The sequence below is a fragment of the Streptomyces purpurascens genome (genome assembly GCF_045040895.1).
Classification (GTDB): domain Bacteria; phylum Actinomycetota; class Actinomycetes; order Streptomycetales; family Streptomycetaceae; genus Streptomyces; species Streptomyces purpurascens.
In genome coordinates, this window is sequence record NZ_CP108341.1 from 5,650,329 (window position 1) to 5,673,071 (window position 22,743).

At 66.8% G+C, this 22,743-nt stretch carries 33 protein-coding genes; 30 read left to right on the plus strand and 3 right to left on the minus strand.

What is annotated here, in order from left to right; translation table 11 throughout:
* Positions 1-80: 80 nt before the first annotated feature.
* Together OHU35_RS25830 and OHU35_RS25835 are read right to left on the minus strand one after the other, a co-directional pair.
* On the minus strand, positions 81-926 hold the full coding sequence (locus OHU35_RS25830) for a helix-turn-helix domain-containing protein (RefSeq protein WP_359887268.1): 846 nt from the start codon (positions 924-926) through the stop codon (positions 81-83).
* Positions 927-1,138: 212 nt separating this feature from the next.
* A complete protein-coding gene (locus OHU35_RS25835) occupies positions 1,139-1,594 on the minus strand; it encodes an ATP-binding protein (protein WP_189728734.1) in 456 nt (151 codons plus the stop codon).
* A 155-nt stretch (positions 1,595-1,749) separates the two neighbouring features.
* On the opposite strand from OHU35_RS25835, the gene OHU35_RS25840 reads away from it, so the two are divergent.
* Together OHU35_RS25840 and OHU35_RS25845 are read left to right on the plus strand one after the other, a co-directional pair.
* Positions 1,750-2,628, plus strand: coding sequence for a helix-turn-helix domain-containing protein (locus OHU35_RS25840; protein ID WP_405507046.1), 879 nt, complete (start codon positions 1,750-1,752; stop codon positions 2,626-2,628).
* A complete protein-coding gene (locus OHU35_RS25845) occupies positions 2,625-2,810 on the plus strand; it encodes a DUF397 domain-containing protein (protein ID WP_359887263.1) in 186 nt (61 codons plus the stop codon). The genes OHU35_RS25840 and OHU35_RS25845 overlap by 4 nt, the downstream gene beginning before the upstream one ends.
* Positions 2,811-2,817: 7 nt before the next feature.
* Here the strand turns inward: OHU35_RS25845 and OHU35_RS25850 are convergent, their stop codons facing one another.
* Entirely contained in the window at positions 2,818-4,194 is a 1,377-nt protein-coding gene (locus tag OHU35_RS25850) for a S41 family peptidase (protein WP_405507047.1), read from the minus strand.
* 142 nt (positions 4,195-4,336) lie between these two features.
* Between OHU35_RS25850 and OHU35_RS25855 the strand changes: the two genes are divergently transcribed.
* The 28 genes from OHU35_RS25855 to rplO all read left to right on the plus strand — a co-directional run bounded on the left by OHU35_RS25855 (position 4,337) and on the right by rplO (position 22,690).
* On the plus strand, positions 4,337-4,858 hold the full coding sequence (locus OHU35_RS25855) for a hypothetical protein (RefSeq protein WP_405507048.1): 522 nt from the start codon (positions 4,337-4,339) through the stop codon (positions 4,856-4,858).
* A 62-nt stretch (positions 4,859-4,920) separates the two neighbouring features.
* Positions 4,921-5,571, plus strand: a complete 651-nt coding sequence (locus OHU35_RS25860; RefSeq protein ID WP_405507050.1) for a hypothetical protein — start codon at positions 4,921-4,923, stop codon at positions 5,569-5,571.
* A 7-nt stretch (positions 5,572-5,578) separates the two neighbouring features.
* Complete coding sequence (locus OHU35_RS25865; protein ID WP_405507051.1) at positions 5,579-6,121, plus strand: barstar family protein; 543 nt, start codon at positions 5,579-5,581, stop codon at positions 6,119-6,121.
* Between the two features lie 174 nt (positions 6,122-6,295).
* Positions 6,296-10,810 (plus strand): RHS repeat-associated core domain-containing protein, encoded by a 4,515-nt coding sequence (locus OHU35_RS25870; protein ID WP_405507053.1) that lies wholly within the window; start codon positions 6,296-6,298, stop codon positions 10,808-10,810.
* Complete coding sequence (locus OHU35_RS25875) at positions 10,810-11,271, plus strand: hypothetical protein (protein ID WP_405507055.1); 462 nt, start codon at positions 10,810-10,812, stop codon at positions 11,269-11,271. The genes OHU35_RS25870 and OHU35_RS25875 overlap by 1 nt, the downstream gene beginning before the upstream one ends.
* The gene (locus OHU35_RS25880; RefSeq protein WP_405507057.1) at positions 11,246-11,791 is read left to right on the plus strand and encodes a hypothetical protein; all 546 of its coding nucleotides are present in this window, start codon (positions 11,246-11,248) and stop codon (positions 11,789-11,791) included. The genes OHU35_RS25875 and OHU35_RS25880 overlap by 26 nt, the downstream gene beginning before the upstream one ends.
* Entirely contained in the window at positions 11,788-12,447 is a 660-nt protein-coding gene (locus tag OHU35_RS25885; RefSeq protein ID WP_405507059.1) for a hypothetical protein, read from the plus strand. Before OHU35_RS25880 ends, OHU35_RS25885 begins: the two co-directional genes overlap by 4 nt.
* A gap of 463 nt (positions 12,448-12,910) precedes the next feature.
* On the plus strand, positions 12,911-13,219 hold the full coding sequence (gene rpsJ, locus OHU35_RS25890) for a 30S ribosomal protein S10 (protein ID WP_003948644.1): 309 nt from the start codon (positions 12,911-12,913) through the stop codon (positions 13,217-13,219).
* A 17-nt stretch (positions 13,220-13,236) separates the two neighbouring features.
* Complete coding sequence (gene rplC, locus OHU35_RS25895) at positions 13,237-13,881, plus strand: 50S ribosomal protein L3 (RefSeq protein WP_030839681.1); 645 nt, start codon at positions 13,237-13,239, stop codon at positions 13,879-13,881.
* 7 nt (positions 13,882-13,888) lie between these two features.
* Complete coding sequence (gene rplD, locus OHU35_RS25900; protein ID WP_189728748.1) at positions 13,889-14,545, plus strand: 50S ribosomal protein L4; 657 nt, start codon at positions 13,889-13,891, stop codon at positions 14,543-14,545.
* The gene (rplW, locus tag OHU35_RS25905) at positions 14,545-14,964 is read left to right on the plus strand and encodes a 50S ribosomal protein L23 (protein ID WP_031105224.1); all 420 of its coding nucleotides are present in this window, start codon (positions 14,545-14,547) and stop codon (positions 14,962-14,964) included. Before rplD ends, rplW begins: the two co-directional genes overlap by 1 nt.
* Positions 14,965-15,004: 40 nt before the next feature.
* The gene (rplB, locus tag OHU35_RS25910; RefSeq protein ID WP_030839671.1) at positions 15,005-15,841 is read left to right on the plus strand and encodes a 50S ribosomal protein L2; all 837 of its coding nucleotides are present in this window, start codon (positions 15,005-15,007) and stop codon (positions 15,839-15,841) included.
* Positions 15,842-15,853: 12 nt separating this feature from the next.
* Positions 15,854-16,135, plus strand: a complete 282-nt coding sequence (rpsS, locus tag OHU35_RS25915) for a 30S ribosomal protein S19 (protein ID WP_057607913.1) — start codon at positions 15,854-15,856, stop codon at positions 16,133-16,135.
* 42 nt (positions 16,136-16,177) lie between these two features.
* The gene (gene rplV / locus OHU35_RS25920; RefSeq protein WP_184591450.1) at positions 16,178-16,525 is read left to right on the plus strand and encodes a 50S ribosomal protein L22; all 348 of its coding nucleotides are present in this window, start codon (positions 16,178-16,180) and stop codon (positions 16,523-16,525) included.
* A complete protein-coding gene (gene rpsC / locus OHU35_RS25925) occupies positions 16,525-17,349 on the plus strand; it encodes a 30S ribosomal protein S3 (protein ID WP_184591448.1) in 825 nt (274 codons plus the stop codon). The genes rplV and rpsC overlap by 1 nt, the downstream gene beginning before the upstream one ends.
* Before the next feature lie 5 nt (positions 17,350-17,354).
* Positions 17,355-17,774 carry a 50S ribosomal protein L16 gene (rplP, locus tag OHU35_RS25930; RefSeq protein ID WP_003992362.1) on the plus strand — a complete coding sequence of 140 codons (420 nt, stop codon included), beginning with the start codon at positions 17,355-17,357 and terminating at the stop codon, positions 17,772-17,774.
* Positions 17,774-17,998 (plus strand): 50S ribosomal protein L29, encoded by a 225-nt coding sequence (gene rpmC / locus OHU35_RS25935; RefSeq protein ID WP_010036720.1) that lies wholly within the window; start codon positions 17,774-17,776, stop codon positions 17,996-17,998. Before rplP ends, rpmC begins: the two co-directional genes overlap by 1 nt.
* Positions 17,998-18,285: a 30S ribosomal protein S17 gene (rpsQ, locus tag OHU35_RS25940; RefSeq protein ID WP_003992363.1), complete on the plus strand. Its 288-nt coding sequence runs from the start codon at positions 17,998-18,000 to the stop codon at positions 18,283-18,285. Before rpmC ends, rpsQ begins: the two co-directional genes overlap by 1 nt.
* Before the next feature lie 107 nt (positions 18,286-18,392).
* Positions 18,393-18,761: a 50S ribosomal protein L14 gene (gene rplN / locus OHU35_RS25945; protein ID WP_003992364.1), complete on the plus strand. Its 369-nt coding sequence runs from the start codon at positions 18,393-18,395 to the stop codon at positions 18,759-18,761.
* A gap of 2 nt (positions 18,762-18,763) precedes the next feature.
* Positions 18,764-19,087 carry a 50S ribosomal protein L24 gene (gene rplX, locus OHU35_RS25950; protein WP_053674523.1) on the plus strand — a complete coding sequence of 108 codons (324 nt, stop codon included), beginning with the start codon at positions 18,764-18,766 and terminating at the stop codon, positions 19,085-19,087.
* Entirely contained in the window at positions 19,087-19,644 is a 558-nt protein-coding gene (gene rplE / locus OHU35_RS25955; protein ID WP_003992366.1) for a 50S ribosomal protein L5, read from the plus strand. The genes rplX and rplE overlap by 1 nt, the downstream gene beginning before the upstream one ends.
* Before the next feature lie 5 nt (positions 19,645-19,649).
* Entirely contained in the window at positions 19,650-19,835 is a 186-nt protein-coding gene (locus OHU35_RS25960; protein WP_003948630.1) for a type Z 30S ribosomal protein S14, read from the plus strand.
* A 213-nt stretch (positions 19,836-20,048) separates the two neighbouring features.
* Positions 20,049-20,447 carry a 30S ribosomal protein S8 gene (gene rpsH, locus OHU35_RS25965; protein ID WP_030839654.1) on the plus strand — a complete coding sequence of 133 codons (399 nt, stop codon included), beginning with the start codon at positions 20,049-20,051 and terminating at the stop codon, positions 20,445-20,447.
* Between the two features lie 24 nt (positions 20,448-20,471).
* Positions 20,472-21,011: a 50S ribosomal protein L6 gene (gene rplF, locus OHU35_RS25970; protein ID WP_059424839.1), complete on the plus strand. Its 540-nt coding sequence runs from the start codon at positions 20,472-20,474 to the stop codon at positions 21,009-21,011.
* Between the two features lie 3 nt (positions 21,012-21,014).
* Positions 21,015-21,398 carry a 50S ribosomal protein L18 gene (gene rplR / locus OHU35_RS25975; RefSeq protein WP_007494754.1) on the plus strand — a complete coding sequence of 128 codons (384 nt, stop codon included), beginning with the start codon at positions 21,015-21,017 and terminating at the stop codon, positions 21,396-21,398.
* A 43-nt stretch (positions 21,399-21,441) separates the two neighbouring features.
* A complete protein-coding gene (rpsE, locus tag OHU35_RS25980) occupies positions 21,442-22,047 on the plus strand; it encodes a 30S ribosomal protein S5 (protein ID WP_164332815.1) in 606 nt (201 codons plus the stop codon).
* A gap of 2 nt (positions 22,048-22,049) precedes the next feature.
* Positions 22,050-22,232, plus strand: coding sequence for a 50S ribosomal protein L30 (gene rpmD / locus OHU35_RS25985; protein ID WP_003974250.1), 183 nt, complete (start codon positions 22,050-22,052; stop codon positions 22,230-22,232).
* Positions 22,233-22,234: 2 nt separating this feature from the next.
* Positions 22,235-22,690, plus strand: a complete 456-nt coding sequence (gene rplO / locus OHU35_RS25990; protein WP_005481206.1) for a 50S ribosomal protein L15 — start codon at positions 22,235-22,237, stop codon at positions 22,688-22,690.
* Positions 22,691-22,743 lie beyond the last annotated feature (53 nt).

Below are 22,743 nucleotides of genomic sequence, written 5' to 3' on the forward strand. Positions count from 1 at the left end.
TGTCCGGGGCGATGGTCATGGCGCTCGCTCCTCGTCACCTGTGCCCAGGGCAAGGATCGTCACGTTCATGCTGGGCGGCCTCACGGGGAATCGGATCGGCAATCGCTGCAGCGGCCGCCGCCGGGACCGCGGAAGGCCCGGTCGCAGCCGTCACAGTTCTGGAGGGGGTGTCGGACGGACGCTGGTGGTGCGGGAGCGCGGAACGGGGGCGGTGGTGGCAGCTGGGCTGTGAGGCGGTGGGCCAGGAAGGCGACTGGACGGACCAGGGGCTCCAGGGGCAGGTCGTCAGCCAGGGCCTGGCGTACGGCGGCCGGGGTGACGTCGCGTTCGAGCCAGGCGGCGACGCCGGGGGCGAGGTGGGCGGTGTCGCACACGGAGAGCAGGAGACGGGGGTCCTCGCGGCGGAGGCCGGCGAGGAGGTCCGAGGCCTGCTGGAGGAGAGCGGGGGCGGGGCAGGCCGGTTGCGGTACGGCGGGCAGGGGCTTGCTGCCGGGCGGCCTCGTCCGTTTCCTCGGGGCTGGGCGTGGGGCCTCCGTACCGCTGTGACCTGGCTGGTTGCAGGAAGTCGTACGGGTGATGATCCGGCCGTCGGGGACGCGTACGCGCTCGCGGCGCAGGTAGCCGTGGGATTCCAGCTCGCGCAGGGCGGCGGCGATGCGGGTCGTGCCCTCGGGGAAGCGGGCGGCGAGGGTCTTGATGTCGATGCGGGCGCCGACCGGGAGGGACTGGATGTGCGTGCCGAGCCCGATCGCGAGCAGCGACAGCTCCGGGTGCTGGGCGAGGTGGTTGCCGATCACCGTGAAGCGGGTGGTGTGGCGGGTGTGGTCGTGGACCAGGCCGGAGTGGGGGTGCCGCCGGTTCGGGTGCTTCTTTGCTGCAACTCGGGTGTGGGCGTGCGCGGGCACGTTAGGGTTCTGCGTATCCATCGGGAAGCTCTCTTCTTCCTCGGTGGTCAGGCCCTCGCACTGGGATTGCCGTCCCGGCGGGGGCCGTCGCATGTCTGCGGTTGTGTGGTGACGTGTTGCGCTGAGCGTAGGGCAGGCAATGGCTCCCGAAGCTAGTCGAGTTGGTGATGTTCACCCGCGCGGGTGAGGCCGCTCGGTGGGCGGGAGGAGGGGTGGGGCTTGGTGGGGTTCTTTCACCTATGTGGTCCTTCTGGGAGACCGTCCGCGCCACCGGAGTGCAGGTTCTTGGGTTCCGGTGCGAGGTTCAGTTCTGCCCAGACGGTCTTGCGGGGCGGGAGTCCTGGGGCGGTGCCCCAGCGGTCGCTGAGTGCCTCGACGAGGAGCAGGCCCCTGCCGGAATCGGACAGCGCCGGCAGACGGTCGTCGCGGGTGTCCGTCACCTCGATGCGGAGAGTGTCGGCGACGACGTAGAGGAGCAGGCGGAAGTCGCGGCCGGGGACGCGGCCGTGCGTCACCGCGTTGGCCGCAAGCTCCGCGACGACCTGCCTCGCCGGGTCCAACGGAAGCCCCCAGGAGCGCAGTTGCTCGGCGGCCAGGAGGCGGGCCAGGCGGGCGCCGCGTGGAGTCGGCGACAACTGGAGGCTGAAGTTGCGGATGGGGGAGGTGAGTTCGGGGGATTTCTGCTTCACGTCACTCAGCGTGGCGGTCCGTGCCTACTGTGAACAGTGACTCAGCGGGTGCGTACGGTGACTGTCCGGAGCTTGTCCGGTGGTGTCCGGGCTGTCGGAGCCGGGCGTACGGGTAGAGCGCTGGGCACGGTCGTGCGACGGCGGAAGGGTGCGGGATGACGGTGGTCGAGGCTGGCTCGGGGCGGCTCAAGGGCGAGGCGGACGAGCCGGGTTGGGAGGTGGATCCCGACGACGAGTGGGGCGTCGCCCTCATTGCGACCGTCGGGCGGCAGCTGAAGCTGCGGCGGGAGGCGGTGGGGATGCGGGCCGCGGAGTTCGGGACGGCGGTGGGGTACGGCGAGGACATGGTCTACAAGATCGAGGGCGGGAAGCGGATTCCTCGGCAGGACTATCTGAGCAGGGCCGATGAGGTGTTGGGGGCGGGTGGGCTGGTTGCGGCGACTTGGGAGGACGTGAAGAGGGTTCGGTATCCGAAGAAGGTGCGGGAGCTTGCCAAGTTGGAGGGGCAGGCGGTTGAGATCGGGGTGTATGAGTGCAACAGCATCAATGGGCTGCTGCAGACCCCCGACCATGCGCGAGCCCTGTTCGAGTCATGGCAGCCCGCGTACTCGCCTGAGGAGGTTGAGCGTCTGGTGGGCGCCCGTATGGCCCGGCAGTCCGTGTTCGAGCGGTCGCCCGCGCCATCGCTCAGCTTCGTCCAGGAGGAGGCGACGCTGCGCCGCCCGGTTGGGGGCACAATGGTCTGGCGTCAGCAGCTTGAGCGTCTGCTGGAGGTGGGACGGTTGCGTAACGTCAGGCTTCAGGTGATGCCGACGAGCAGCGAGGCCCATCCCGGTCTGAACGGGAGGATCGAGGTGCTGAAATTCGGGGACGGCACTGCGGTGGGCAGGTCCGACGGCGCTTTCGCCGGCCGGCCGACCACCGATCCGAAGCACATCCGGATCCTCGAACTCCGCTATGGCACCATCCGAGCTCAGGCCCTTCCCCCGCGGGAGTCGCTGGCCTTCATCGAGCAACTGCTGGGAGAGACATGATCCGCAACGCTGAACTGGCGTGGTTCAAGAGCAGCTACAGCAGTGGCCCTGACGGCGACTCCTGCGTCGAGATCGCGATAGCCCCCCACACCATCCAGGTCCGCGACTCCAAGCACGCCACCCAGGGCCCCCGGCTCGCGCTCGCGCCGGAGGCCTGGGTCGGGTTCGTGGCTTCCCTCTAGCCGTCGTTCAGCCCTTGTTCCGAAGGACGCTCACCGCGCGGTCGAACGCCGAGTCGCGCTTCTTGGCGAACTCCTCCTTCGTGAAGACCGGTTCGGTGAGGTGGGGCGGGACGCCGGAGCCGTCGTAGGTCCGGCCCGACCGGTTCAGGAACTCCTCGTTCGGGAGGATCGCGGTCATGCCGTTGGGCAGGTTGCGTTCCATGACGTCGGAGAAGACGCCCTGGGTGGGCCGACCGATGCGGATGGTGCCGCCCGGCCGGTCGATGAGGGCCTGGGTGAAGGTCTCGCCCGCGCTGACGGTGGAGCCGCCGGTCAGTACGGCGATGGGGCCGGTGTAGCGGGGGCCGTCGGCAGGGGCCACCCGGATGGGCTCGGGGCGGGTGTGCCGGCCCGGGTCGGTGGGGTGATTGCGGGCGCGCTTGGCGTAGGCGACGTAGGGCTTGTCCGTGAGGCGCTCGGCGATGTGGATGCCGAGGGCGTCGGAGCCGCCGCCGTTGATGCGCAGGTCGATGATCAGGCCTTTGAGCCGCTGGGTGCGGTCCTTGGTGAGGATGGTGTCCAGGGCCTTGTCGAGTGCGGCGAGGTGGGCGGCGTACGGGGCGTCCTCGGAGGTGTAGCCGCCGAAGCCGGAGATACGGAGATAGCCCTGGCGGGCGCTACCGGGCAGGTCGGCGTAGGTGATGCGGCCGTTCGCGAAGTCCTGGCGGTACGGGGCGCCCTTGAGATCGCGCTCGACGACGAACTTCTTGACCTTGGTGTCCAACGACTCCGTGGGCACCTCGGTGCCCGGGCGGGCCTGGGCGAAGACGAGGTCCCCGTCCTCGACGGCGACATGGGCGTCGTAGAGAGGCCGCACCATGTCGCTGAAGATCCCGAAGAGCTCCTTGCGGGTGGTGTCCTTGTGCACCATGGGCCGATACCGGTCCCGCATGTCCTGCCAGTCGATGCCCTTCGCGGCGAAGAAGGGGTAGTTCTCGGCGAAGGAGTGCCAGAAGACGTCGAAGGAGGTGCGGGCGTCCTTGGGCGTGGGGCGGGTGCAGTCGGAGGGCAGTTCCTTGATCCGCCGGAGTGCGCGATGGCCGACGGAACTGTCCGCTCCGAGGGTGGCGCGGTCCTGGTCGGGGCCGGGGCGGACGGTCAGCACGGTGCCGTCGTCGGTCGTGTAAGCGCCAGGCCCGGTCCTCCGCGCGGCCTCGCCCTCGACGCAGCTGACGGATGTCGTCTGGAACTCCTGGAGGGTGTCGCCGTCGAGGGAGAGGACAGTGCCGTAGCCGTCCATGCGCCAGACGCCGTCGATGCCGGGCCTGCTGGGGCTGGCGGCGGCGGGCGCTGCCGCTGCCGCGGCGAGGGCCAGGGTGAGGACGGTGGCTGTGACGGTTCGCATGATCGGTTCCCCCGTTGAGTGGTCGTGTATCTCCTACGGTGCCCGGGGGAGCGGGGGCGGGCCATCCGGCGGGCTGGTGGACGGGGGTGGGGACAGCCCCCTCTTCCGCCGGTCGGTCGCTGCCGTGCTGTGACACTGGAGCATGACTTCAGAACCGGCGGCTCGCGATGACCACCTTGACCTGGACGCGATCGAGGAACTGTGCGCGGCCGCGACCACGGACCCCGCGTTCGCCGCCATGGCGAGGGAAGCGGTGCCGCGACTGGTGGCAGAGGTGAGGCGCCTGCGCTGGCTCGTCTCCTTCGGGGCGTGCGATACGGCCGGCACCACGGGCACGGAGTTCGTGCTGGCGCTCGACGAGGAGATGCTGGCGTACTTCCGCGAGATGGCGGACGTACTGGTGGAGCGCATCGGTATCTCCCGTGCGGAGGCGGTCGCGAGGATCAACGCGGTGTACGGGACGCGCGAGTCGGTCAGCTGGGGTGTGGGGCTCCTGGGCCACGAGCTGCCCGAGTACTGGGCCTACGGGGTCTACTACGGTCCGGACGACCGACACCGTCTCCCGATCGGCGACCCGAACGCCGACGCGGACATCGACTTCAGCACACACCCCGTGCGCCCCGCACCACCGAAGGACTCGCCGTTCTGGACGCTGGAGGAGTAGTGGCACGATGTGCGCACGGGAACGAATGACCGAGTGATCGTGCGAACGGGGAGGCCGGCGTCATGGCCCGCTACATGGAGACACTGACCGTCGAGCGGGGCGGTTTCCGGATCAAGGTGCCGGAGACGTGGTGGGAGTTCGACGTACGGCCGGAGTCGCGGGACGATTCGATCCGCCGGATGGTGAGCGAACGTGTGCAGCAGCGCCCGGAGTTGGAGCAGTATCGCGGCACGTACGTCGACTTCCTCCAGAAGGCCGCCGCGGACGCCTGGAAGTCGGGCGCGCTGTACTGCGGCTGCATGGCGGAGAACTTCGGAGGCGAAACGCCGATAACCGGCTCGGTGACCGTCTCCCTGGTCGGCGGCCGCAACGAGCGGGGCGAGCCGCTGTCGAACGACCCCTCTGTCATCGCGAGCCAGCTCGCGGTGAAGGAGGCCAAGCGGGAGGGCGACTCCTGGCGCAAGGTGACGACGGTCGACATCCCAGGGGTCGGTCCCGCCGCGCGCACGCAAGGCATCGAGGACATCGCCGTACCCGGCGACGCGCTCAATCGCACGATCCGCGCTGTGCTGATGCAGACGTACATCCCCGTGCCGGGCCAGGAGGGCAAGGTGGCCCTGGTCGCCGGCAGCAGCCAGGTCCTCGACCTCGCGGACTCGTTCTTCGACATCTTCGACGCGATCACGTCTACGTTCCGGTTCACGGAGGCGTGATGAGGCAGTGACCGGTGTCGATATCACGGGGACATCGAAGCCCTGGGTTGTCTTCGTGTCGCGAGGAGACACCGGGATCCATCGGCAGTTGTCAGGTCTGGAGGCGAAGGGAGGGCGCGTATACCACTTCGACTCCCGCGACCTGATCACCGAGGAGGGGATCTACCGCTCGTTCGCTGAGCTGCTGCAGTTCCCCGGCTGCTTCGGGAGGAACTGGGACTCTGTGGTGGACTGCCTGGATGACCTGTGCGGTGCGGTGACGGGCGGAGTCGGGATCGCGGGTGTGATCCATGACGCGGATCGAGTGCTGGAGGCGGAACCCTTTCCCCTGTTCGTGTCAGTCCTTTGTCAGGGAGCCGACCGCGCGAACTCGGCGGTAGATCTCGACGGGTTTCCCCTGGATCGTCCTGCGATCGCCGAACACTTCGTCTTCGAGTTCCGTCAGTTCGATCGCGAGAAGGTGGCGCTGCGCATCGAACAACCTGACCTCACCGTCACCACCGGCGACTCCTTCGTCGCTGCCACTCTCAACCCCCGGATGTGGCACTGAAGTCGCGGCGAGCGGGCCGTGCTCGGACGCCGTCCGCGATGTGGGCGCTCATGTTTCCGTCGAACGGTTGTGCCTTGTAAGTTCACGTGTGCATACGGTTGTTGACGTTGATGTGCGCGTGACGGGGGTTGCGGTATGGCGGGGCACAGGCCGGCGGACTGGCACGTCCTGGACTTGGACAAGGACCCGACCCCTGGCGATCCGCAACGCGTGCGTTCGCTCGCGAAGCAGTTGCATGACTTCGCTGACGACGTCTCCGACGCGCTGCGTCTGGTCAAGGGCATGGCGGGGGAGGGCACGCTCCTGGAGTGGGCGGGCAAGTCCGCGGACGTCTTCAAGGAGGACTTCGCGGATGTCCCGAAGAACCTCAAGAAGCTGAAGAAGTCGTACGAGATGTGCGGCGACGCGCTCTCCGACTTCTGGCCGAAGCTGGAGCGGGCCCAGTCCCTGGCGGACAAGGCGTTGCGCAAGGGCCGCGAGGCGCGCGACAGCCTCTCCACCGCCCAGTCGAAGCTGACCTCTGCCGACTCGTGGGTGACGCGGGCCGGCAAGGAAGCGGACAAGTACAAGGACGACCCCACCGGCAGCAAGTCCGACGCCGACAAGCCGGACGAGGCCAAGGTCCGCGCCGCCACCCGGGATGTCCAGCACGCCAAGTCCGCCCAGTCCAAGGCACAGTCGGATGTCTCCGACGCCCAGGACGCTCTCGCCGCGGCGAAGAAGATGGCCGCGGACGCCCGCACGATGCGCGATGAGGCCGCGCGCGAGGCGAAGTCGAAGATCGACGAGGCGTCCGACGCCGGTATTCAGAATCGGTCGTGGTGGGAGGAGGTCGGCGACTGGTTCGTCGACAACTGGGACACCATCGTGGCCGTCTGCAAGGTCGTCGTCGCGGTGGTCGGGATCGTGGCGATGATCATCGGCGGGCCGATCCTGGGCGCGATCGTGCTGATCGCCGCCGCCGTTGTCCTTGCCGACACGCTCTACAAGTACTCCAAGGGGCAGGCATCTCTATGGGATGTCGGGTTCGCGGCCCTGGACTGCATACCCGGCATGAAGGGCCTGACCACCGTCGGCGGCCTCGCCAAGGGGCTCAAGGGTGGGATGGCCGGGTTGAAGGGCCTCAAGGGCGGTCTGAGGGGGATGGGGCTCGCCGCGCGCGGGCTGGGCAAGAACGCTCGCCGCATGATCGCGGACGGGGCCCAGGGCGCACACAACCGGGTCAAGAGCGTGGTGCGTTCCGACGGCAGTGACCCGGTCGACATGGCCACAGGCAGGATGTTTCTCCCTCAGACTGACGTGGAACTTCCAGGGCTGCTCCCCATGGCCTTCGAGCGCCGGGCGGAGTCGGGATACGGCACTGGCTGGTGGTTCGGTCCTTCTTGGTCCTCCACCTTGGACCAACGGCTCGAAATTGATGAGGAGGGCATCGTCTTCGTAACTGAAGACGGGCTGCTCCTCGCCTACCGGCACCCGAACGACCCCGCGTCACCGGAGCTACCGGATGTCGGCCCACGTCGGCCCCTGACCCGACTGGATGACGGCGGCTACACGGTGACCGACCCCGTCACCGGACACACCCGCACTTTTGGCAGACCACGCGACGGTCTGGCACTGCTGCAGCGGATATCCGACCGCAACGGCCACACCATTGACTTCCGCTACGACAGCGCCGGGGCCCCGATCGACATCCGGCACTCGGGTGGCTACCACCTGAAGTTCACTGCCGAGGATGGTCGCATTACTTCGCTGTCCTTGGCCGAAGCGGCCGAGGACGGCTCAGACGTCACCGTCAAGCGGTATGGCTACACCGACGGCAACCTCACTGAGGTCATCAACTCCTCCGGTGCGTCGCTTCGCTTCACCTACGACGAGCGGTTGCGCATCACCTCGTGGACCGACAGCAATGGCAGCCGCTACGGGTACACCTACGATGCTTTGGATCGCTGCACGGCCGAGGGCGGCGAGGCCGGCCACATCGCGATCGCCCTGACCTACGACGGCACGCATCCACACTGGCCGGACCTCGCGGTCACGACCCTGGCCACCGCCGAGGGCGCGGTGAGCCGCTTCGTGATCAATGACCGTTGCCAGGTGGTGGCCGAGATCGATGCCAACGGCGGCACCAGGCGCACCGTGTACGACGACAACCACCATGTGCTGGCCCGGACTGATGCTCTGGGCCACACCACGCGATTCACCAACGACTCGGCGGGTCGGCCCCTGACCATCGCCCACCCGGACGGCGAAGTCACCCAGTACACGTACAACGAGCTGGGGCTTCCCACGACCGTCGTCCTGCCCGAAGCTGCTCGTTGGCAGCGGGAGTACGACGATCGTGGCAACTGCACCGCAGTCACCGATCCCACGGGGGCCACGGTTCGGTACACCTTCGACGACGCCGGCCGGCTGACGGCGGTCACCGACGCACTCGGGGAGACCACACACGTTCGCTGCACAGCCGTCGGCCTGGTGACCGAAGTAACCGATCCGTTGGGCAACTGTTTCAGCGCACACCATGATGCTTTCGGCCGGACCGACCTGATCACAGACCCACTGGGAGCGCAGACCCGCCGCTGGTGGACCGTGGAGGGACATCTCGCTCGGACACTCGGTCCGGATGGCGCGGAACAGTCGTGGGTGTACGACGGGGAAGGCAACTGCATTCGCTACACAGACGCCGATGACCGCGTCTCCACCTACGAGTACACACACTTCGACCTGCTGACCGCGCGGACAGGGCCCGACGGAGCTCGCTACGAGTTCGAGCACGACCCATCGCTACGACTGACCAAGGTCATGGCTCCAAGTGGCCTGACGTGGGCATATGAGTATGATCCGGCCGGTCAGCTCATCGCGGAGACGGATTTCGACGACCGCCGGATCGCGTACCGGCATGATGCGGCAGGCCGCTTGGTGGCGCGCACGAATCCGTTGGGGCAGTCGGTTGAGTACGAGTACGACGAATTGGGCCGACTCACGACGAAGCGCGTGGACGGTGCGGTCACGACGTACGAGTACGACCGCTTGGGAAGGCGGCTGCGCCTCGTGAGCCCTGACTGTGAAGTGGCCTGGGAGCGCGACGCCTCGGGGAGGCTCGTTGCCGAGGCGGTGAACGGCCGCACACTGCGGTTCAGCTACGACGCGGCGGGTCGGCGTACTGAGAGGACGACGCCAACGGGTGCCCGCGCCGTCTACGGTTACGACGCGGTGGGCCGCACGACTTCGCTGGTCAGCTCCGGTCATGCCTTGGCCTTCACCTACGACGCCGCCGGCCGCGAGGTGCATCGCCTGATCGGTGACTCGCTCACCATTTCCCAGGGACGAGACGCGGCTGGTCGACCGACAGACCTGGCGGTGACCACGCCAGAAGGGCTCGTCCAACGCCGTTCATACTCATTCCGTCGGGACAACGCCCTCGTCGGCATGGACGACCCCTCGCACGGCCCTGTGGTGTTCGGCCTGGACGACGCCGGTCGTGTGACGGACGTCAGCGCTCGGAACTGGACCGAGTCCTATGCCTATGACGCGACAGGCAACCAGACCCGAGCTTCCTGGCCCCTCCACAACCCCGGCCAGGAAGCGCAGGGCGACCGTGCATACACCGGCAACCGCCTCACGCAGGCAGGCTCCGTCCGATATGAGTACGACGGAGCAGGGCGCATCGTGGTTCGGCGCAAGATCCGCCTCTCGCGCAAGCCCGACGTATGGCGGTACGAGTGGGATGCCGAGGACCGCCTCACCTCGGTGACCACCCCTGACGGGACGGTCTGGCGTTACCGCTACGACCCGTTCGGCCGTCGGACAGCGAAACAACGCCTGGCTGCGGACGGGGTGACGGTCTTGGAGGAATCGCAGTTCACCTGGGACGGCCAGACCGTCACCGAGCAGACCACCACCGCTTCACATCTGCCGCACCCGGTGACACTCACCTGGGATCACGAGGGACTGTTTCCCGTGGCACAGACCGAGCGCCTCACCGACGAGTCCCTCCAGGAGGAGATCGACTCCCGCTTCTTCGCCATCGTCACCGACCTTGTCGGAACTCCTACCGAACTCATCGACGAGTCCGGCAATATCGCTTGGCACTCACGCAGAACCCTCTGGGGCATCACCACCTGGCAGGCGGACAGCACTGCCTACACGCCGTTGCGGTTCCCCGGCCAGTATCACGACCCCGAAACCGGTCTTCACTACAACTACCTTCGCTACTACGACCCTGAGACGGCCCGGTACACGTCCCCCGACCCTCTGGGCATCGAACCCGCGCCCAACCCCACCGCTTACGTCCACAATCCCCACACCTGGGCGGACCCGCTCGGTCTTGCTCCGTACAACAGGAACTTCGACACACGGCAAGAGGCATTCAATGCCGCCAAGGACCGGGCGGGTGTTCCGCGCAGTCAGCCGCCCACCCGTCAATGGACGGTCGGCGACGACCCGGCCATGCGGCACAGGACCAGTAACTACGTCTACGACGAAAGCCCTGGTTCTCACGGGCGCTACTACCAATATGAAACACCTGAGGGCACGCGAGTGGTCGTCAACCACACGAATGACCCCAACGCGCCGCATCCGCACTTCCACGCAGGGCAGCCCAAGGGTGGGGGCAGGAACGTCGACATGATGGGGCAGCGCTACCAGCAAGTAGGCGACAAGCACCACTTCTATTACCCGGAAGGTACCTAGTGCCGAGCGAAGAATTGCGCAAGAAGCTCCAGTTGCGCAAGGAAGAGACTGAAGCGGCACGGCTCCCGGAACTACTGGGCGACGTGCGAACCTTGGGCTACCGCCAGGACAACGAGATGCCCGGTTGGCTGGCGAGGATACTGGCTGAATTTCGGCGAACCGACTCTGTGCCGACCTCTCGGATCGGGGACGAGGCGAGTGAAGAGGAGGTGAATCGGTGGATCGAGAAATTCACCGAGGAATCGGGAGTCGGGAAGAGATTTTACGTGCACACTCGGATGGAATTCTTTCCGTGGCTCGACTGCCTCGTTGCCCGACCAGGATGGGTCGGATCACTTCGTGAAGTGTTGGGCAGTGATCTCGTCTTCGTCTCCCACGACGCGAAGGCGTTGGTCGTGATCTTCGAGGAGGAGTACGACCATCAAGCCTTTCGATATGCTCCGACCGACGCCGAGCAGTAGAGGGCCGCACACAGTCTCCTCGGCACCCCGCGACGTCTTCTGGGCCGCTCCCGAGAGCCGAGCCGCATGGGACGAGCTCTCGCGGCCCGTCCTGGAAGCGATCGCCCGGTGCGACGCGGAGCGGCTGGAGGTGGAGCGGTCGCGAGTCGCACCCCACCTGCGGGAAAAGATCACGGCACCCGTGTACTCGGTGGCGGACCGCTTCGCCTCCTGGGAACGCCTGGTGCGCCGGCTGGAGCCCGGCTGGTCGAGCGACGAGTTCTACCCCATCAGCGCCTACGACAATGACCTCGACTCCAGGGACGCACTGGACGAGGTGATGCGTGTCCTGACCGTGGAGGCGTTCGAGGGTGCGCTCGGGCAGCTCCTGGCACGACTGGACGCACGTTTTGGCGGCGCCACCCTTCCCGACCCGGAGGGTTCGCTCCGCCCTTGGGTGAGGCCGACGAACGAGAGGCCGGAAGAGGAACTCGGCGAGTGGCGGAAGCGCAAGCCGGTGCGCGTTCCCTGGGCCGAATGATCTTGTCCCGCCAGGAGACGACACGCCCTCCGGAGGACAGGCTCGCGCGCTCCGTCTTCGGTCCGCTCGGGGGAGTGGTGGAGATCGGCGCGGTGAACGCCACCGGTACCTGGAGACTCACGGACGTTTCCCTGGGCGCCTTCGTGGCGGTACGACAGCATGACGTGGACCGCATGCTGGACGGCATTCGCTCGGTCTGCCGGTTCAGCGACGCGGCCATGACGATCGTCGGCGAACTGGGATACCTCAGGGACCACGAGGTATCCGCAGCCGCGCTGCTGCTGTGGTCCGACGGCATCGCAGGCGTTCCTGAATCCCTGACGCAGCTCGAGGAGCCCTCGCTCGTGCGGCGCATGTGCCGCATCGGCACCGATCTTCAGCTGACCCGGCTCCTCCAGGCCCTCGTCACCGCCGCGCTCGCCGCGGGAACCGAGGCAGGGGAGGGAGTCGCCGGGATCGCGGAGATCCTCCGAGTCGTCGGCGGCCTCGCCGACCCGGATGAGGGCGCCCGTACCACCCCCGCCGACATCCACCGCATGTGGCGCGTCGCCCACCTGCCCGGCATCCTGCGGCCGGCATCGGACGCACCCGAGTGGGGGAAGGCCGGCTACCGGGCCTACGACGCAGAGCTGGAGCGGCTCGTCCAGCGGGAGTGAGGGGCTCGCGGGCAGGGTCGTCCGGCCTTGGGTTTGACCTACATCACCCCCGGGGTATTCTCCTCGGCTCGATTGGCGTCCCCCCTGCCCCATATGGCAGACTGTCCGAGTTGCTCGGTCGAGTGTTGATGCTGCGCGCCTCCCGCCGGGGGGACCGGAAGCGAGTCCCACAGTACTCGTCGCCCTAACTGCCACACGGCAGCGCTGGGGCGGACGTACGGGAATCTTTCGGGAAGTGTTAGTGCGGCACCGGCCAGGCACCCGGTGGGCCCGCGTCAGCCAATTGATGCAGTCGCCCCCGGCTCGCGGTTCCGGAAGGGCCGTGTGCAATCCCGCAGGGATGTTCGAACCATGGGACATCCATGTCAGCGAGAGAGCGACACGCCCGACCGCGTGGGTCGGAGAACGAAGGTACGGAACACCGGGTTCCAGAGCGTTACGAGAGACAGGACTACTAGTAGCCATGGCGGGACAGAAGATCCGCATCCGGCTCAAGGCCTACGACCACGAGGTCATCGACTCCTCGGCGAAGAAGATCGTCGAGACGGTGACTCGCACTGGTGCGTCGGTCGCGGGCCCGGTGCCGCTGCCCACTGAGAAGAACGTGTACTGCGTCATCAAGTCGCCGCACAAGTACAAGGACTCGCGCGAGCACTTCGAGATGCGCACGCACAAGCGCCTGATCGACATTCTCGACCCGACCCCCAAGACCGTTGACTCTCTGATGCGACTCGACCTCCCGGCCGGTGTCGACATCGAGATCAAGCTCTGAAGGCCGGTGATCTGAGAATGGCTAAGCAGATCAAGGGCATCCTGGGCGAGAAGCTCGGCATGACGCAGGTGTGGGACGCGAACAACCGTGTTGTTCCGGTCACCGTCGTCAAGGCCGGCCCCAACGTCGTCACCCAGGTCCGCACGAACGACGTCGACGGCTACGAGTCCGTCCAGATCGCGTTCGGCGAGATCGACCCGCGCAAGGTGAACAAGCCCCTCAAGGGCCACTTCGCCAAGGCCGACGTCACTCCCCGCCGCCACCTCGTCGAGATCCGTACCGCTGACGCCAGCGAGTACACCCTCGGCCAGGAGATCACCGCCGAGGTGTTCGAGGCCGGCCTCAAGGTCGACGTGACCGGCAAGAGCAAGGGCAAGGGCTTCGCCGGTGTCATGAAGCGTCACAACTTCAAGGGCCTCGGCGCCGGACACGGCACCCAGCGCAAGCACCGCTCCCCCGGTTCCATCGGTGGCTGCGCCACCCCGGGCCGCGTGTTCAAGGGCCTCCGCATGGCGGGTCGCATGGGCAACGAGCGTGTCACCACCCAGAACCTGACCGTCCACGCCGTTGACGCGGAGAAGGGTCTGCTGCTCATCAAGGGCGCGGTTCCCGGTCCGAACGGCGGCCTCGTCCTGGTCCGCACCGCGGCCAAGGGGGCCTGAGGTACCGATGAGCACTGTTGACATCCTTTCGCCTGCAGGCGAGAAGACCGGTAGCGTCGAGCTCCCCGCGGAGATCTTCGGCGTGGAGAAGATCAGCATTCCGCTGATCCACCAGGTCGTCGTCGCGCAGAACGCCGCTGCCCGCCAGGGCACGCACAAGACCAAGCGTCGCGGTGAAGTCCGTGGTGGCGGCAAGAAGCCGTACCGCCAGAAGGGCACCGGTCGCGCCCGTCAGGGTTCGACCCGCGCGCCGCAGTTCGCCGGTGGTGGCGTCGTGCACGGTCCCGTGCCGCGCGACTACTCGCAGCGGACCCCGAAGAAGATGAAGGCTGCCGCTCTGCGTCACGCCCTCACCGACCGGGCCCGCCACAACCGCATCCACGTCGTCTCCGGCGTCATCGAGGGTGAGAACCCGTCGACGAAGGCCGCCAAGTCGCTGTTCGGCAAGATCTCGGAGCGCAAGAACCTGCTCCTGGTCGTCGACCGCGCCGATGAGGCCGCGTGGCTGTCCGCCCGTAACCTGCCCCAGGTCCACATCCTGGAGCCGGGCCAGCTGAACACGTACGACGTTCTCGTCTCGGACGACGTGGTCTTCACCCAGGCCGCCTTCGAGTCCTTCGTGTCCGGCCCGAAGGCCAATGACACCGAAGGGAGCGAGGCCTGATGGCTATCCGTCACCCCGCTATCGCCTCCAAGGCGGCGAAGAAGGCCAAGGCCGCGCGCGTCGCCAAGGCGCGCCGCCACGCCGCCGAGGGCAAGAACACCGTCGAGACCCCGCTGAGCAAGTCCTTCACGGACCCCCGTGACGTGCTGCTCAAGCCGGTCGTCTCGGAGAAGAGCTACGCGCTCCTCGACGAGGGCAAGTACACGTTCGTCGTGGACCCGAGCGCCAACAAGACCCAGATCAAGCAGGCCGTCCAGGCGGTCTTCTCGGTCAAGGTCACCGGGGTCAACACGATCAACCGCCAGGGCAAGCGCAAGCGGACCCGCACCGGCTTCGGCCAGCGCGCGTCCACCAAGCGCGCGATCGTGACCCTCGCTGAGGGCGACCGTATCGACATCTTCGGCGGTCCGACCGCCTAAGGGCGGTCCGGATCGTCCGATATCGGACGAGGACTGAGAAATGGGAATCCGCAAGTACAAGCCGACTACGCCGGGCCGCCGTGGCTCCAGCGTCGCCGACTTCGTCGAGGTCACGCGGTCCACGCCGGAGAAGTCGTTGGTCCGCCCCCTGCACAGCAAGGGTGGCCGTAACAACTCCGGTCGTGTGACCGTCCGCCACCAGGGCGGTGGCCACAAGCGCGCCTACCGCGTGATCGACTTCCGTCGTCACGACAAGGACGGCGTGCCGGCGAAGGTCGCGCACATCGAGTACGACCCCAACCGCACCGCGCGCATCGCGCTGCTGCACTACGCCGACGGCGAGAAGCGCTACATCCTCGCCCCGCGCAACCTGCAGCAGGGTGACCGCGTCGAGAACGGTCCCGGGGCCGACATCAAGCCGGGCAACAACCTTGCCCTGCGCAACATCCCGGTCGGTACCACGCTGCACGCCATCGAGCTGCGTCCGGGCGGCGGTGCGAAGTTCGCCCGCTCCGCCGGCGCCTCGGTGCAGCTGCTCGCGAAGGAGGGCTCGATGGCCCACCTCCGCATGCCGTCCGGTGAGATCCGCCTGGTCGACCAGCGCTGCCGCGCCACGGTCGGCGAGGTGGGCAACGCCGAGCAGAGCAACATCAACTGGGGTAAGGCGGGCCGTAAGCGCTGGCTGGGCGTTCGCCCGACCGTGCGTGGTGTGGTCATGAACCCGGTGGACCACCCGCACGGTGGTGGCGAAGGCCGTACCTCGGGTGGTCGTCACCCGGTGTCCCCCTGGGGCAAGAAGGAAGGCCGTACTCGTTCGCCCAAGAAGGCGTCGAACAAGTACATCGTCCGCCGCCGCAAGACGAACAAGAAGCGCTAAGGACGGGTTGAGATGCCTCGTAGCTTGAAGAAGGGGCCCTTCGTCGACGACCACCTGATCAAGAAGGTGGACGCTCAGAACGAAGCCGGCAGCAAGAACGTCATCAAGACCTGGTCCCGTCGCTCCATGATCGTGCCGGCCATGCTCGGCCACACGCTCGCGGTGCACAACGGCAAGACCCACATTCCGGTGTTTGTCACCGAGTCGATGGTCGGCCACAAGCTCGGCGAGTTCTCGCCGACGCGCACCTTCCGGGGTCACGTCAAGGACGACCGGAAGTCGAAGCGCCGCTAGCAGCGGGGTGGAATGACCATGACAGACACTGGAAGGACAACCATGGACGCCAGGGCCCAGGCGCGGTACATCCGCGTCACGCCCATGAAGGCCCGCCGAGTGGTGGACCTCATCCGTGGCCTGAACGCCACGGAGGCTCAGGCGGTCCTGCGTTTCGCCCCGCAGGCCGCGAGCGTGCCGGTCGGCAAGGTGCTGGACAGCGCCATTGCCAACGCCGCGCACAACTACGACCACACCGATGTCGACAGCCTCTTCATTTCCGAGGCCTACGTCGACGAGGGCCCGACCCTGAAGCGGTTCCGTCCGCGTGCCCAGGGCCGTGCCTACCGGATCCGCAAGCGGACCAGCCACATCACCGTGGTCGTCAGCAGCAAGGAAGGAACCCGGTAATGGGCCAGAAGGTAAACCCGCACGGGTTCCGGCTCGGTGTCACGACCGACTTCAAGTCGCGTTGGTACGCCGACAAGCTGTACAAGGACTACGTCAAGGAAGACGTCGCCATCCGTCGGATGATGACGTCCGGCATGGAGCGCGCCGGGATCTCCAAGGTCGAGATCGAGCGCACCCGTGACCGTGTGCGTGTGGACATCCACACCGCGCGTCCGGGCATCGTCATCGGCCGCCGTGGCGCCGAGGCCGACCGCATCCGCGGTGACCTCGAGAAGCTCACGGGCAAGCAGGTCCAGCTGAACATCCTCGAGGTCAAGAGCCCCGAGACCGACGCTCAGCTGGTTGCCCAGGCCGTCGCCGAGCAGCTCTCCTCCCGCGTCTCCTTCCGTCGCGCCATGCGTAAGAGCATGCAGGGCACGATGAAGGCCGGCGCCAAGGGCATCAAGATCCAGTGCGGTGGCCGCCTCGGTGGCGCCGAGATGTCCCGCTCGGAGTTCTACCGCGAGGGCCGTGTGCCCCTGCACACGCTCCGCGCGAACGTGGACTACGGCTTCTTCGAGGCCAAGACGACCTTCGGCCGCATCGGTGTGAAGGTCTGGATCTACAAGGGCGACGTCAAGAACATCGCCGAGGTCCGCGCCGAGAACGCTGCTGCCCGTGCGGGTAACCGCCCGGCCCGCGGCGGTGCCGACCGCCCGGCCCGTGGTGGCCGCGGTGGCGAGCGGCGCGGTCGCAAGCCGCAGCAGGCTGCCGGTGCCGAGGCCCCCAAGGCCGAGGCTCCCGCGTCCGCCGCTCCGGCTGAGAGCACCGGAACGGAGGCCTGACCGAAATGCTGATCCCCCGTAGGGTCAAGCACCGCAAGCAGCACCACCCCAAGCGCAACGGCATGTCCAAGGGTGGCACGCAGGTTGCGTTCGGCGAGTACGGCATTCAGGCCCTGACCCCGGCGTACGTGACGAACCGGCAGATCGAGGCAGCTCGTATCGCCATGACGCGTCACATCAAGCGTGGCGGCAAGGTCTGGATCAACATCTACCCGGACCGCCCCCTCACGAAGAAGCCCGCCGAGACCCGCATGGGTTCCGGTAAGGGTTCTCCGGAGTGGTGGATCGCCAACGTCAAGCCCGGACGCGTGATGTTCGAGCTGTCGTACCCCAACGAGAAGATCGCGCGCGAGGCCCTGACCCGTGCGGCCCACAAGCTGCCGATGAAGTGCAAGATCGTCAAGCGCGAGGCAGGTGAAGCGTGATGTCGGCCGGTACCAAGGCGTCCGAGCTGCGCGAACTGGGCAACGAGGAGCTGCTGAACAAGCTCCGCGAGGCCAAGGAAGAGCTGTTCAACCTCCGCTTCCAGGCGGCGACGGGCCAGCTCGAGAACCACGGCCGGCTGAAGGCCGTCCGTAAGGACATCGCGCGGATCTACACCCTGATGCGTGAGCGCGAGCTGGGCATCGAGACGGTGGAGAGCGCCTGATGAGTGAGAGCAACGTGACTGAGCAGACTGCAGAGGCCCGCGGCTTCCGCAAGACCCGTGAGGGTCTCGTCGTCAGCGACAAGATGGACAAGACCGTCGTCGTCGCCGTCGAGGACCGCGTCAAGCACGCGCTGTACGGCAAGGTCATCCGCCGTACCAACAAGCTCAAGGCGCACGACGAGCAGAACGCCGCGGGTGTCGGCGACCGTGTCCTCCTCATGGAGACCCGGCCGCTGTCCGCGACGAAGCGCTGGCGCGTCGTCGAGATCCTCGAGAAGGCCAAGTAATCCCGCCTAGGGGGACCCCCTAGGCATCGTTCCGCCAGGCTCGGCAGGGGCCGACCTCGTAAGAGGAGAGCCCCTGCCGGGAACCGGCAGACAACCAGGAGATAGACGTGATCCAGCAGGAGTCGCGACTGCGTGTCGCCGACAACACGGGTGCGAAGGAAATCCTCTGCATCCGTGTGCTCGGTGGCTCCGGTCGCCGCTACGCGGGTATCGGTGACGTCATCGTCGCCACCGTCAAGGACGCGATCCCCGGCGGCAACGTGAAGAAGGGTGACGTCATCAAGGCGGTCATCGTTCGCACCGTCAAGGAGCGCCGCCGTCCGGACGGCTCGTACATCCGCTTCGACGAGAACGCCGCTGTCATTCTGAAGAACGACGGCGACCCTCGTGGCACCCGTATCTTCGGCCCGGTCGGCCGTGAGCTGCGCGAGAAGAAGTTCATGAAGATCATCTCCCTCGCGCCGGAGGTGCTGTGAGCATGAAGATCAAGAAGGGCGACCTGGTCCAGGTCATCACCGGTAAGGACAAGGGCAAGCAGGGCAAGGTCATTGCCGCTTACCCGCGCGATGAGCGCGTCCTGGTCGAGGGTGTCAACCGGGTCAAGAAGCACACCAAGGCAGGTCCGACGGCTCGCGGTTCGCAGGCCGGCGGCATTGTCACCACCGAAGCGCCGATCCACGTCTCCAACGTCCAGCTGGTCGTGGAGAAGGACGGCAACAAGGTCGTGACCCGCGTCGGTTACCGCTTCGACGACGAAGGCAACAAGATCCGCGTTGCCAAGCGGACGGGTGAGGACATCTGATGACGACCACCACCAGCCCGCGTCTGAAGCAGAAGTACCGTGAGGAGATCACGGGCAAGCTGCGTGACGAGTTCAAGTACGAGAACGTCATGCAGATCCCCGGTCTCGTCAAGATCGTGGTCAACATGGGTGTGGGCGACGCCGCCCGCGACTCCAAGCTGATCGAGGGTGCCATCAAGGACCTCACCACGATCACCGGTCAGAAGCCGGCCGTCACCAAGGCCCGCAAGTCCATCGCGCAGTTCAAGCTGCGTGAGGGCCAGCCGATCGGTGCCCACGTCACGCTCCGTGGCGACCGCATGTGGGAGTTCCTGGACCGCACCCTGTCGCTCGCGCTGCCGCGCATCCGCGACTTCCGCGGCCTGTCCCCCAAGCAGTTCGACGGCCGTGGCAACTACACCTTCGGTCTCACGGAGCAGGTCATGTTCCACGAGATCGACCAGGACAAGATCGACCGCACCCGGGGTATGGACATCACCGTGGTGACCACGGCGACCAACGACGCTGAGGGCCGTGCGCTCCTTCGTCACCTCGGCTTCCCCTTCAAGGAGGCGTGAGCGAGATGGCGAAGAAGGCTCTGATCGCTAAGGCTGCTCGCAAGCCCAAGTTCGGTGTGCGTGGCTACACCCGCTGCCAGCGCTGTGGCCGCCCGCACTCCGTGTACCGCAAGTTCGGCCTGTGCCGCGTGTGCCTTCGTGAGATGGCTCACCGTGGCGAGCTGCCGGGCGTGACCAAGAGCTCCTGGTAATCCCCCTTTTAGGGATTCCAAGGGCTCTCGGTAAGCAATGGGCGCGTCAGGCGCCCTCCCCTTCATGGCTTAGGCTTGGAGGGTTGGGCGCCTGACGGTCGCCCGTACGACTTACTACGCCGTAGGTCCACCGCGCCGCACCCGTCCCGTCTCGGATCGGGGAGAGGGATGGCGCACCAGGAAACCCCGGCGAGAGAGGCCGAAGGCCAATTCATGACCATGACTGATCCGATCGCAGACATGCTGACGCGTCTGCGGAACGCGAACTCGGCATACCACGACTCCGTGACGATGCCGGCGTCGAAGATCAAGTCGCACATCGCGGAGATCCTCCAGCAGGAGGGCTTCATCACGGGCTGGAAGGTCGAGGACGCCGAGGTCGGCAAGAACCTCGTTCTCGAGCTGAAGTTCGGCCCGAACCGTGAGCGCTCCATCGCGGGCATCAAGCGGATCTCCAAGCCCGGTCTCCGGGTGTACGCGAAGTCCACCAACCTGCCGAAGGTTCTGGGCGGCCTGGGCGTGGCCATCATCTCCACGTCCCACGGTCTCCTGACCGACAAGCAGGCGCAGAAGAAGGGCGTGGGTGGGGAAGTCCTCGCCTACGTCTGGTAGTTCGGGAACGGAGGAGAGACAGCAATGTCGCGTATCGGCAAGCTCCCCATCCCGGTTCCCGCCGGCGTGGACGTCACCATCGACGGCCGTACGGTCGCGGTCAAGGGCCCCAAGGGCGAACTGACCCACACCGTCATCGCGCCGATCGACATCGCCAAGGCCGAGGACGGCACCCTTCAGGTGCTCCGGCCCAACGACGAGCGGCAGAGCAAGGCCCTGCACGGCCTGTCCCGCACGCTGGTGGCGAACATGATCACCGGTGTGACCCAGGGATACGTCAAGAAGCTCGAAATCAGCGGTGTCGGTTACCGCGTCCAGGCCAAGGGCTCCAACCTGGAGTTCTCCCTGGGCTACAGCCACCCGATCCTGGTCGAGGCCCCCGAGGGCATCACCTTCAAGGTGGAGTCCCCGACTCGTTTCTCGGTCGAGGGCATCGACAAGCAGAAGGTCGGCGAGGTTGCGGCCAACATCCGCAAGCTGCGCAGGCCCGACCCGTACAAGGCCAAGGGCGTCAAGTACGAGGGCGAAGTCATCCGCCGCAAGGTCGGAAAGGCGGGTAAGTAAGCCATGGCATACGGACAGAAGATCCTTAAGGGCGACGCCTACAAGCGCGCCGCGATCAAGCGCCGCCACATCCGGATCCGTAAGCACATCAACGGAACGGCGGAGCGTCCGCGTCTGGTCGTTACCCGCTCGAACCGCCACATCGTGGCCCAGGTGATCGACGACATCAAGGGTCACACCCTTGCGTCGGCGTCCACCCTGGACACCTCGATCCGCGGTGGCGAGGGCGACAAGTCCGCGCAGGCCAAGCAGGTCGGCGCCCTGGTCGCCGAGCGCGCCAAGGCCGCCGGTGTCGAGGCCGTCGTGTTCGACCGTGGTGGTAACCAGTACGCGGGGCGCATCGCCGCCCTGGCGGACGCCGCCCGCGAGGCCGGACTCAAGTTCTGAGTCCTGGTTCCGTAGCTAGCGGAGACAGAGAGAGGTAATTCCAATGGCTGGACCCCAGCGCCGCGGTGGCGGTGCCGGTGGCGGCGAGCGGCGGGACCGGAAGGGCCGTGACGGCGGCGCAGCTGCCGCCGAGAAGACCGCGTACGTTGAGCGCGTCGTCGCGATCAACCGCGTCGCCAAGGTTGTGAAGGGTGGTCGTCGCTTCAGCTTCACCGCGCTGGTCGTGGTGGGCGACGGTGACGGCACCGTGGGTGTCGGTTACGGCAAGGCCAAGGAGGTGCCGGCCGCCATCGCCAAGGGTGTTGAGGAGGCCAAGAAGCACTTCTTCAAGGTCCCCCGTATCCAGGGCACCATCCCGCACCCCATCCAGGGTGAGAAGGCTGCCGGCGTCGTGCTGCTCAAGCCCGCGTCGCCCGGTACCGGTGTTATCGCCGGTGGTCCGGTGCGTGCCGTGCTCGAGTGCGCCGGTATCCACGACGTGCTGTCGAAGTCGCTCGGCTCCGACAACGCGATCAACATCGTGCACGCGACCGTGGAGGCCCTCCGGGGCCTGCAGCGTCCCGAGGAGATCGCGGCCCGCCGTGGTCTGCCCCTCGAGGACGTCGCCCCCGCGGCTCTTCTCCGTGCGCGTGCCGGGGCGGGTGCGTAATCATGGCGCAGCTCAAGATTACGCAGGTCAAGTCCTACATCGGCAGCAAGCAGAACCACCGTGACACTCTGCGCTCCCTTGGTCTCAAGGGCATCAACACGCAGGTCGTCAAGGAGGACCGCCCCGAGTTCCGCGGCATGGTGCACACCGTCCGCCACCTCGTGACGGTCGAGGAGGTCGACTGATCATGGCGGAGAACAACCCGCTCAAGATCCACAACCTCCGTCCCGCCCCGGGCGCCAAGACCGCCAAGACCCGTGTCGGTCGTGGTGAGGCGTCGAAGGGTAAGACGGCCGGTCGTGGTACCAAGGGCACGAAGGCCCGTTACCAGGTTCCGGAGCGCTTCGAGGGTGGCCAGATGCCCCTCCACATGCGTCTTCCGAAGCTGAAGGGCTTCAAGAACCCGTTCAAGACGGAGTTCCAGGTCGTGAACCTGGACAAGCTCGCCGCCCTCTACCCCGAGGGTGGGGAGGTCACCGTTGCCGACCTGGTCGACAAGGGTGCCGTCCGCAAGAACAGCCTCGTCAAGGTCCTCGGCCAGGGCGAGATCTCCGTGGCGCTGCAGGTGACGGTCGACGCCGTCTCCGGTTCCGCCAAGGAGAAGATCACCGCCGCCGGCGGTACCGTCACCGAGCTCGTCTGAACACCACAGGCGTCTTGATGACCTGAGCGATCCCGACCGGGGATACCCCACAT

Excerpts from the sequence above, each read along its gene's own strand:
- OHU35_RS25830 (WP_359887268.1), bottom strand. The coding sequence starts at position 926 with ATGGATACGCAGAACCCTAACGTGCCCGCGCACGCCCACACCCGAGTT.
- OHU35_RS25840 (WP_405507046.1), top strand. The coding sequence starts at position 1,750 with ATGACGGTGGTCGAGGCTGGCTCGGGGCGGCTCAAGGGCGAGGCGGAC.
- OHU35_RS25845 (WP_359887263.1), top strand. The coding sequence starts at position 2,625 with ATGATCCGCAACGCTGAACTGGCGTGGTTCAAGAGCAGCTACAGCAGT.
- OHU35_RS25850 (WP_405507047.1), bottom strand. The coding sequence starts at position 4,194 with ATGCGAACCGTCACAGCCACCGTCCTCACCCTGGCCCTCGCCGCGGCA.
- OHU35_RS25855 (WP_405507048.1), top strand. The coding sequence starts at position 4,337 with ATGACTTCAGAACCGGCGGCTCGCGATGACCACCTTGACCTGGACGCG.
- OHU35_RS25860 (WP_405507050.1), top strand. The coding sequence starts at position 4,921 with ATGGCCCGCTACATGGAGACACTGACCGTCGAGCGGGGCGGTTTCCGG.
- OHU35_RS25880 (WP_405507057.1), top strand. The coding sequence starts at position 11,246 with ATGCTCCGACCGACGCCGAGCAGTAGAGGGCCGCACACAGTCTCCTCG.
- OHU35_RS25885 (WP_405507059.1), top strand. The coding sequence starts at position 11,788 with ATGATCTTGTCCCGCCAGGAGACGACACGCCCTCCGGAGGACAGGCTC.
- rpsJ (WP_003948644.1), top strand. The coding sequence starts at position 12,911 with ATGGCGGGACAGAAGATCCGCATCCGGCTCAAGGCCTACGACCACGAG.
- rplC (WP_030839681.1), top strand. The coding sequence starts at position 13,237 with ATGGCTAAGCAGATCAAGGGCATCCTGGGCGAGAAGCTCGGCATGACG.
- rplD (WP_189728748.1), top strand. The coding sequence starts at position 13,889 with ATGAGCACTGTTGACATCCTTTCGCCTGCAGGCGAGAAGACCGGTAGC.
- rplW (WP_031105224.1), top strand. The coding sequence starts at position 14,545 with ATGGCTATCCGTCACCCCGCTATCGCCTCCAAGGCGGCGAAGAAGGCC.
- rplB (WP_030839671.1), top strand. The coding sequence starts at position 15,005 with ATGGGAATCCGCAAGTACAAGCCGACTACGCCGGGCCGCCGTGGCTCC.
- rpsS (WP_057607913.1), top strand. The coding sequence starts at position 15,854 with ATGCCTCGTAGCTTGAAGAAGGGGCCCTTCGTCGACGACCACCTGATC.
- rplV (WP_184591450.1), top strand. The coding sequence starts at position 16,178 with ATGGACGCCAGGGCCCAGGCGCGGTACATCCGCGTCACGCCCATGAAG.
- rpsC (WP_184591448.1), top strand. The coding sequence starts at position 16,525 with ATGGGCCAGAAGGTAAACCCGCACGGGTTCCGGCTCGGTGTCACGACC.
- rplP (WP_003992362.1), top strand. The coding sequence starts at position 17,355 with ATGCTGATCCCCCGTAGGGTCAAGCACCGCAAGCAGCACCACCCCAAG.
- rpmC (WP_010036720.1), top strand. The coding sequence starts at position 17,774 with ATGTCGGCCGGTACCAAGGCGTCCGAGCTGCGCGAACTGGGCAACGAG.
- rpsQ (WP_003992363.1), top strand. The coding sequence starts at position 17,998 with ATGAGTGAGAGCAACGTGACTGAGCAGACTGCAGAGGCCCGCGGCTTC.
- rplX (WP_053674523.1), top strand. The coding sequence starts at position 18,764 with ATGAAGATCAAGAAGGGCGACCTGGTCCAGGTCATCACCGGTAAGGAC.
- rplE (WP_003992366.1), top strand. The coding sequence starts at position 19,087 with ATGACGACCACCACCAGCCCGCGTCTGAAGCAGAAGTACCGTGAGGAG.
- OHU35_RS25960 (WP_003948630.1), top strand. The coding sequence starts at position 19,650 with ATGGCGAAGAAGGCTCTGATCGCTAAGGCTGCTCGCAAGCCCAAGTTC.
- rpsH (WP_030839654.1), top strand. The coding sequence starts at position 20,049 with ATGACCATGACTGATCCGATCGCAGACATGCTGACGCGTCTGCGGAAC.
- rplF (WP_059424839.1), top strand. The coding sequence starts at position 20,472 with ATGTCGCGTATCGGCAAGCTCCCCATCCCGGTTCCCGCCGGCGTGGAC.
- rplR (WP_007494754.1), top strand. The coding sequence starts at position 21,015 with ATGGCATACGGACAGAAGATCCTTAAGGGCGACGCCTACAAGCGCGCC.
- rpsE (WP_164332815.1), top strand. The coding sequence starts at position 21,442 with ATGGCTGGACCCCAGCGCCGCGGTGGCGGTGCCGGTGGCGGCGAGCGG.
- rpmD (WP_003974250.1), top strand. The coding sequence starts at position 22,050 with ATGGCGCAGCTCAAGATTACGCAGGTCAAGTCCTACATCGGCAGCAAG.
- rplO (WP_005481206.1), top strand. The coding sequence starts at position 22,235 with ATGGCGGAGAACAACCCGCTCAAGATCCACAACCTCCGTCCCGCCCCG.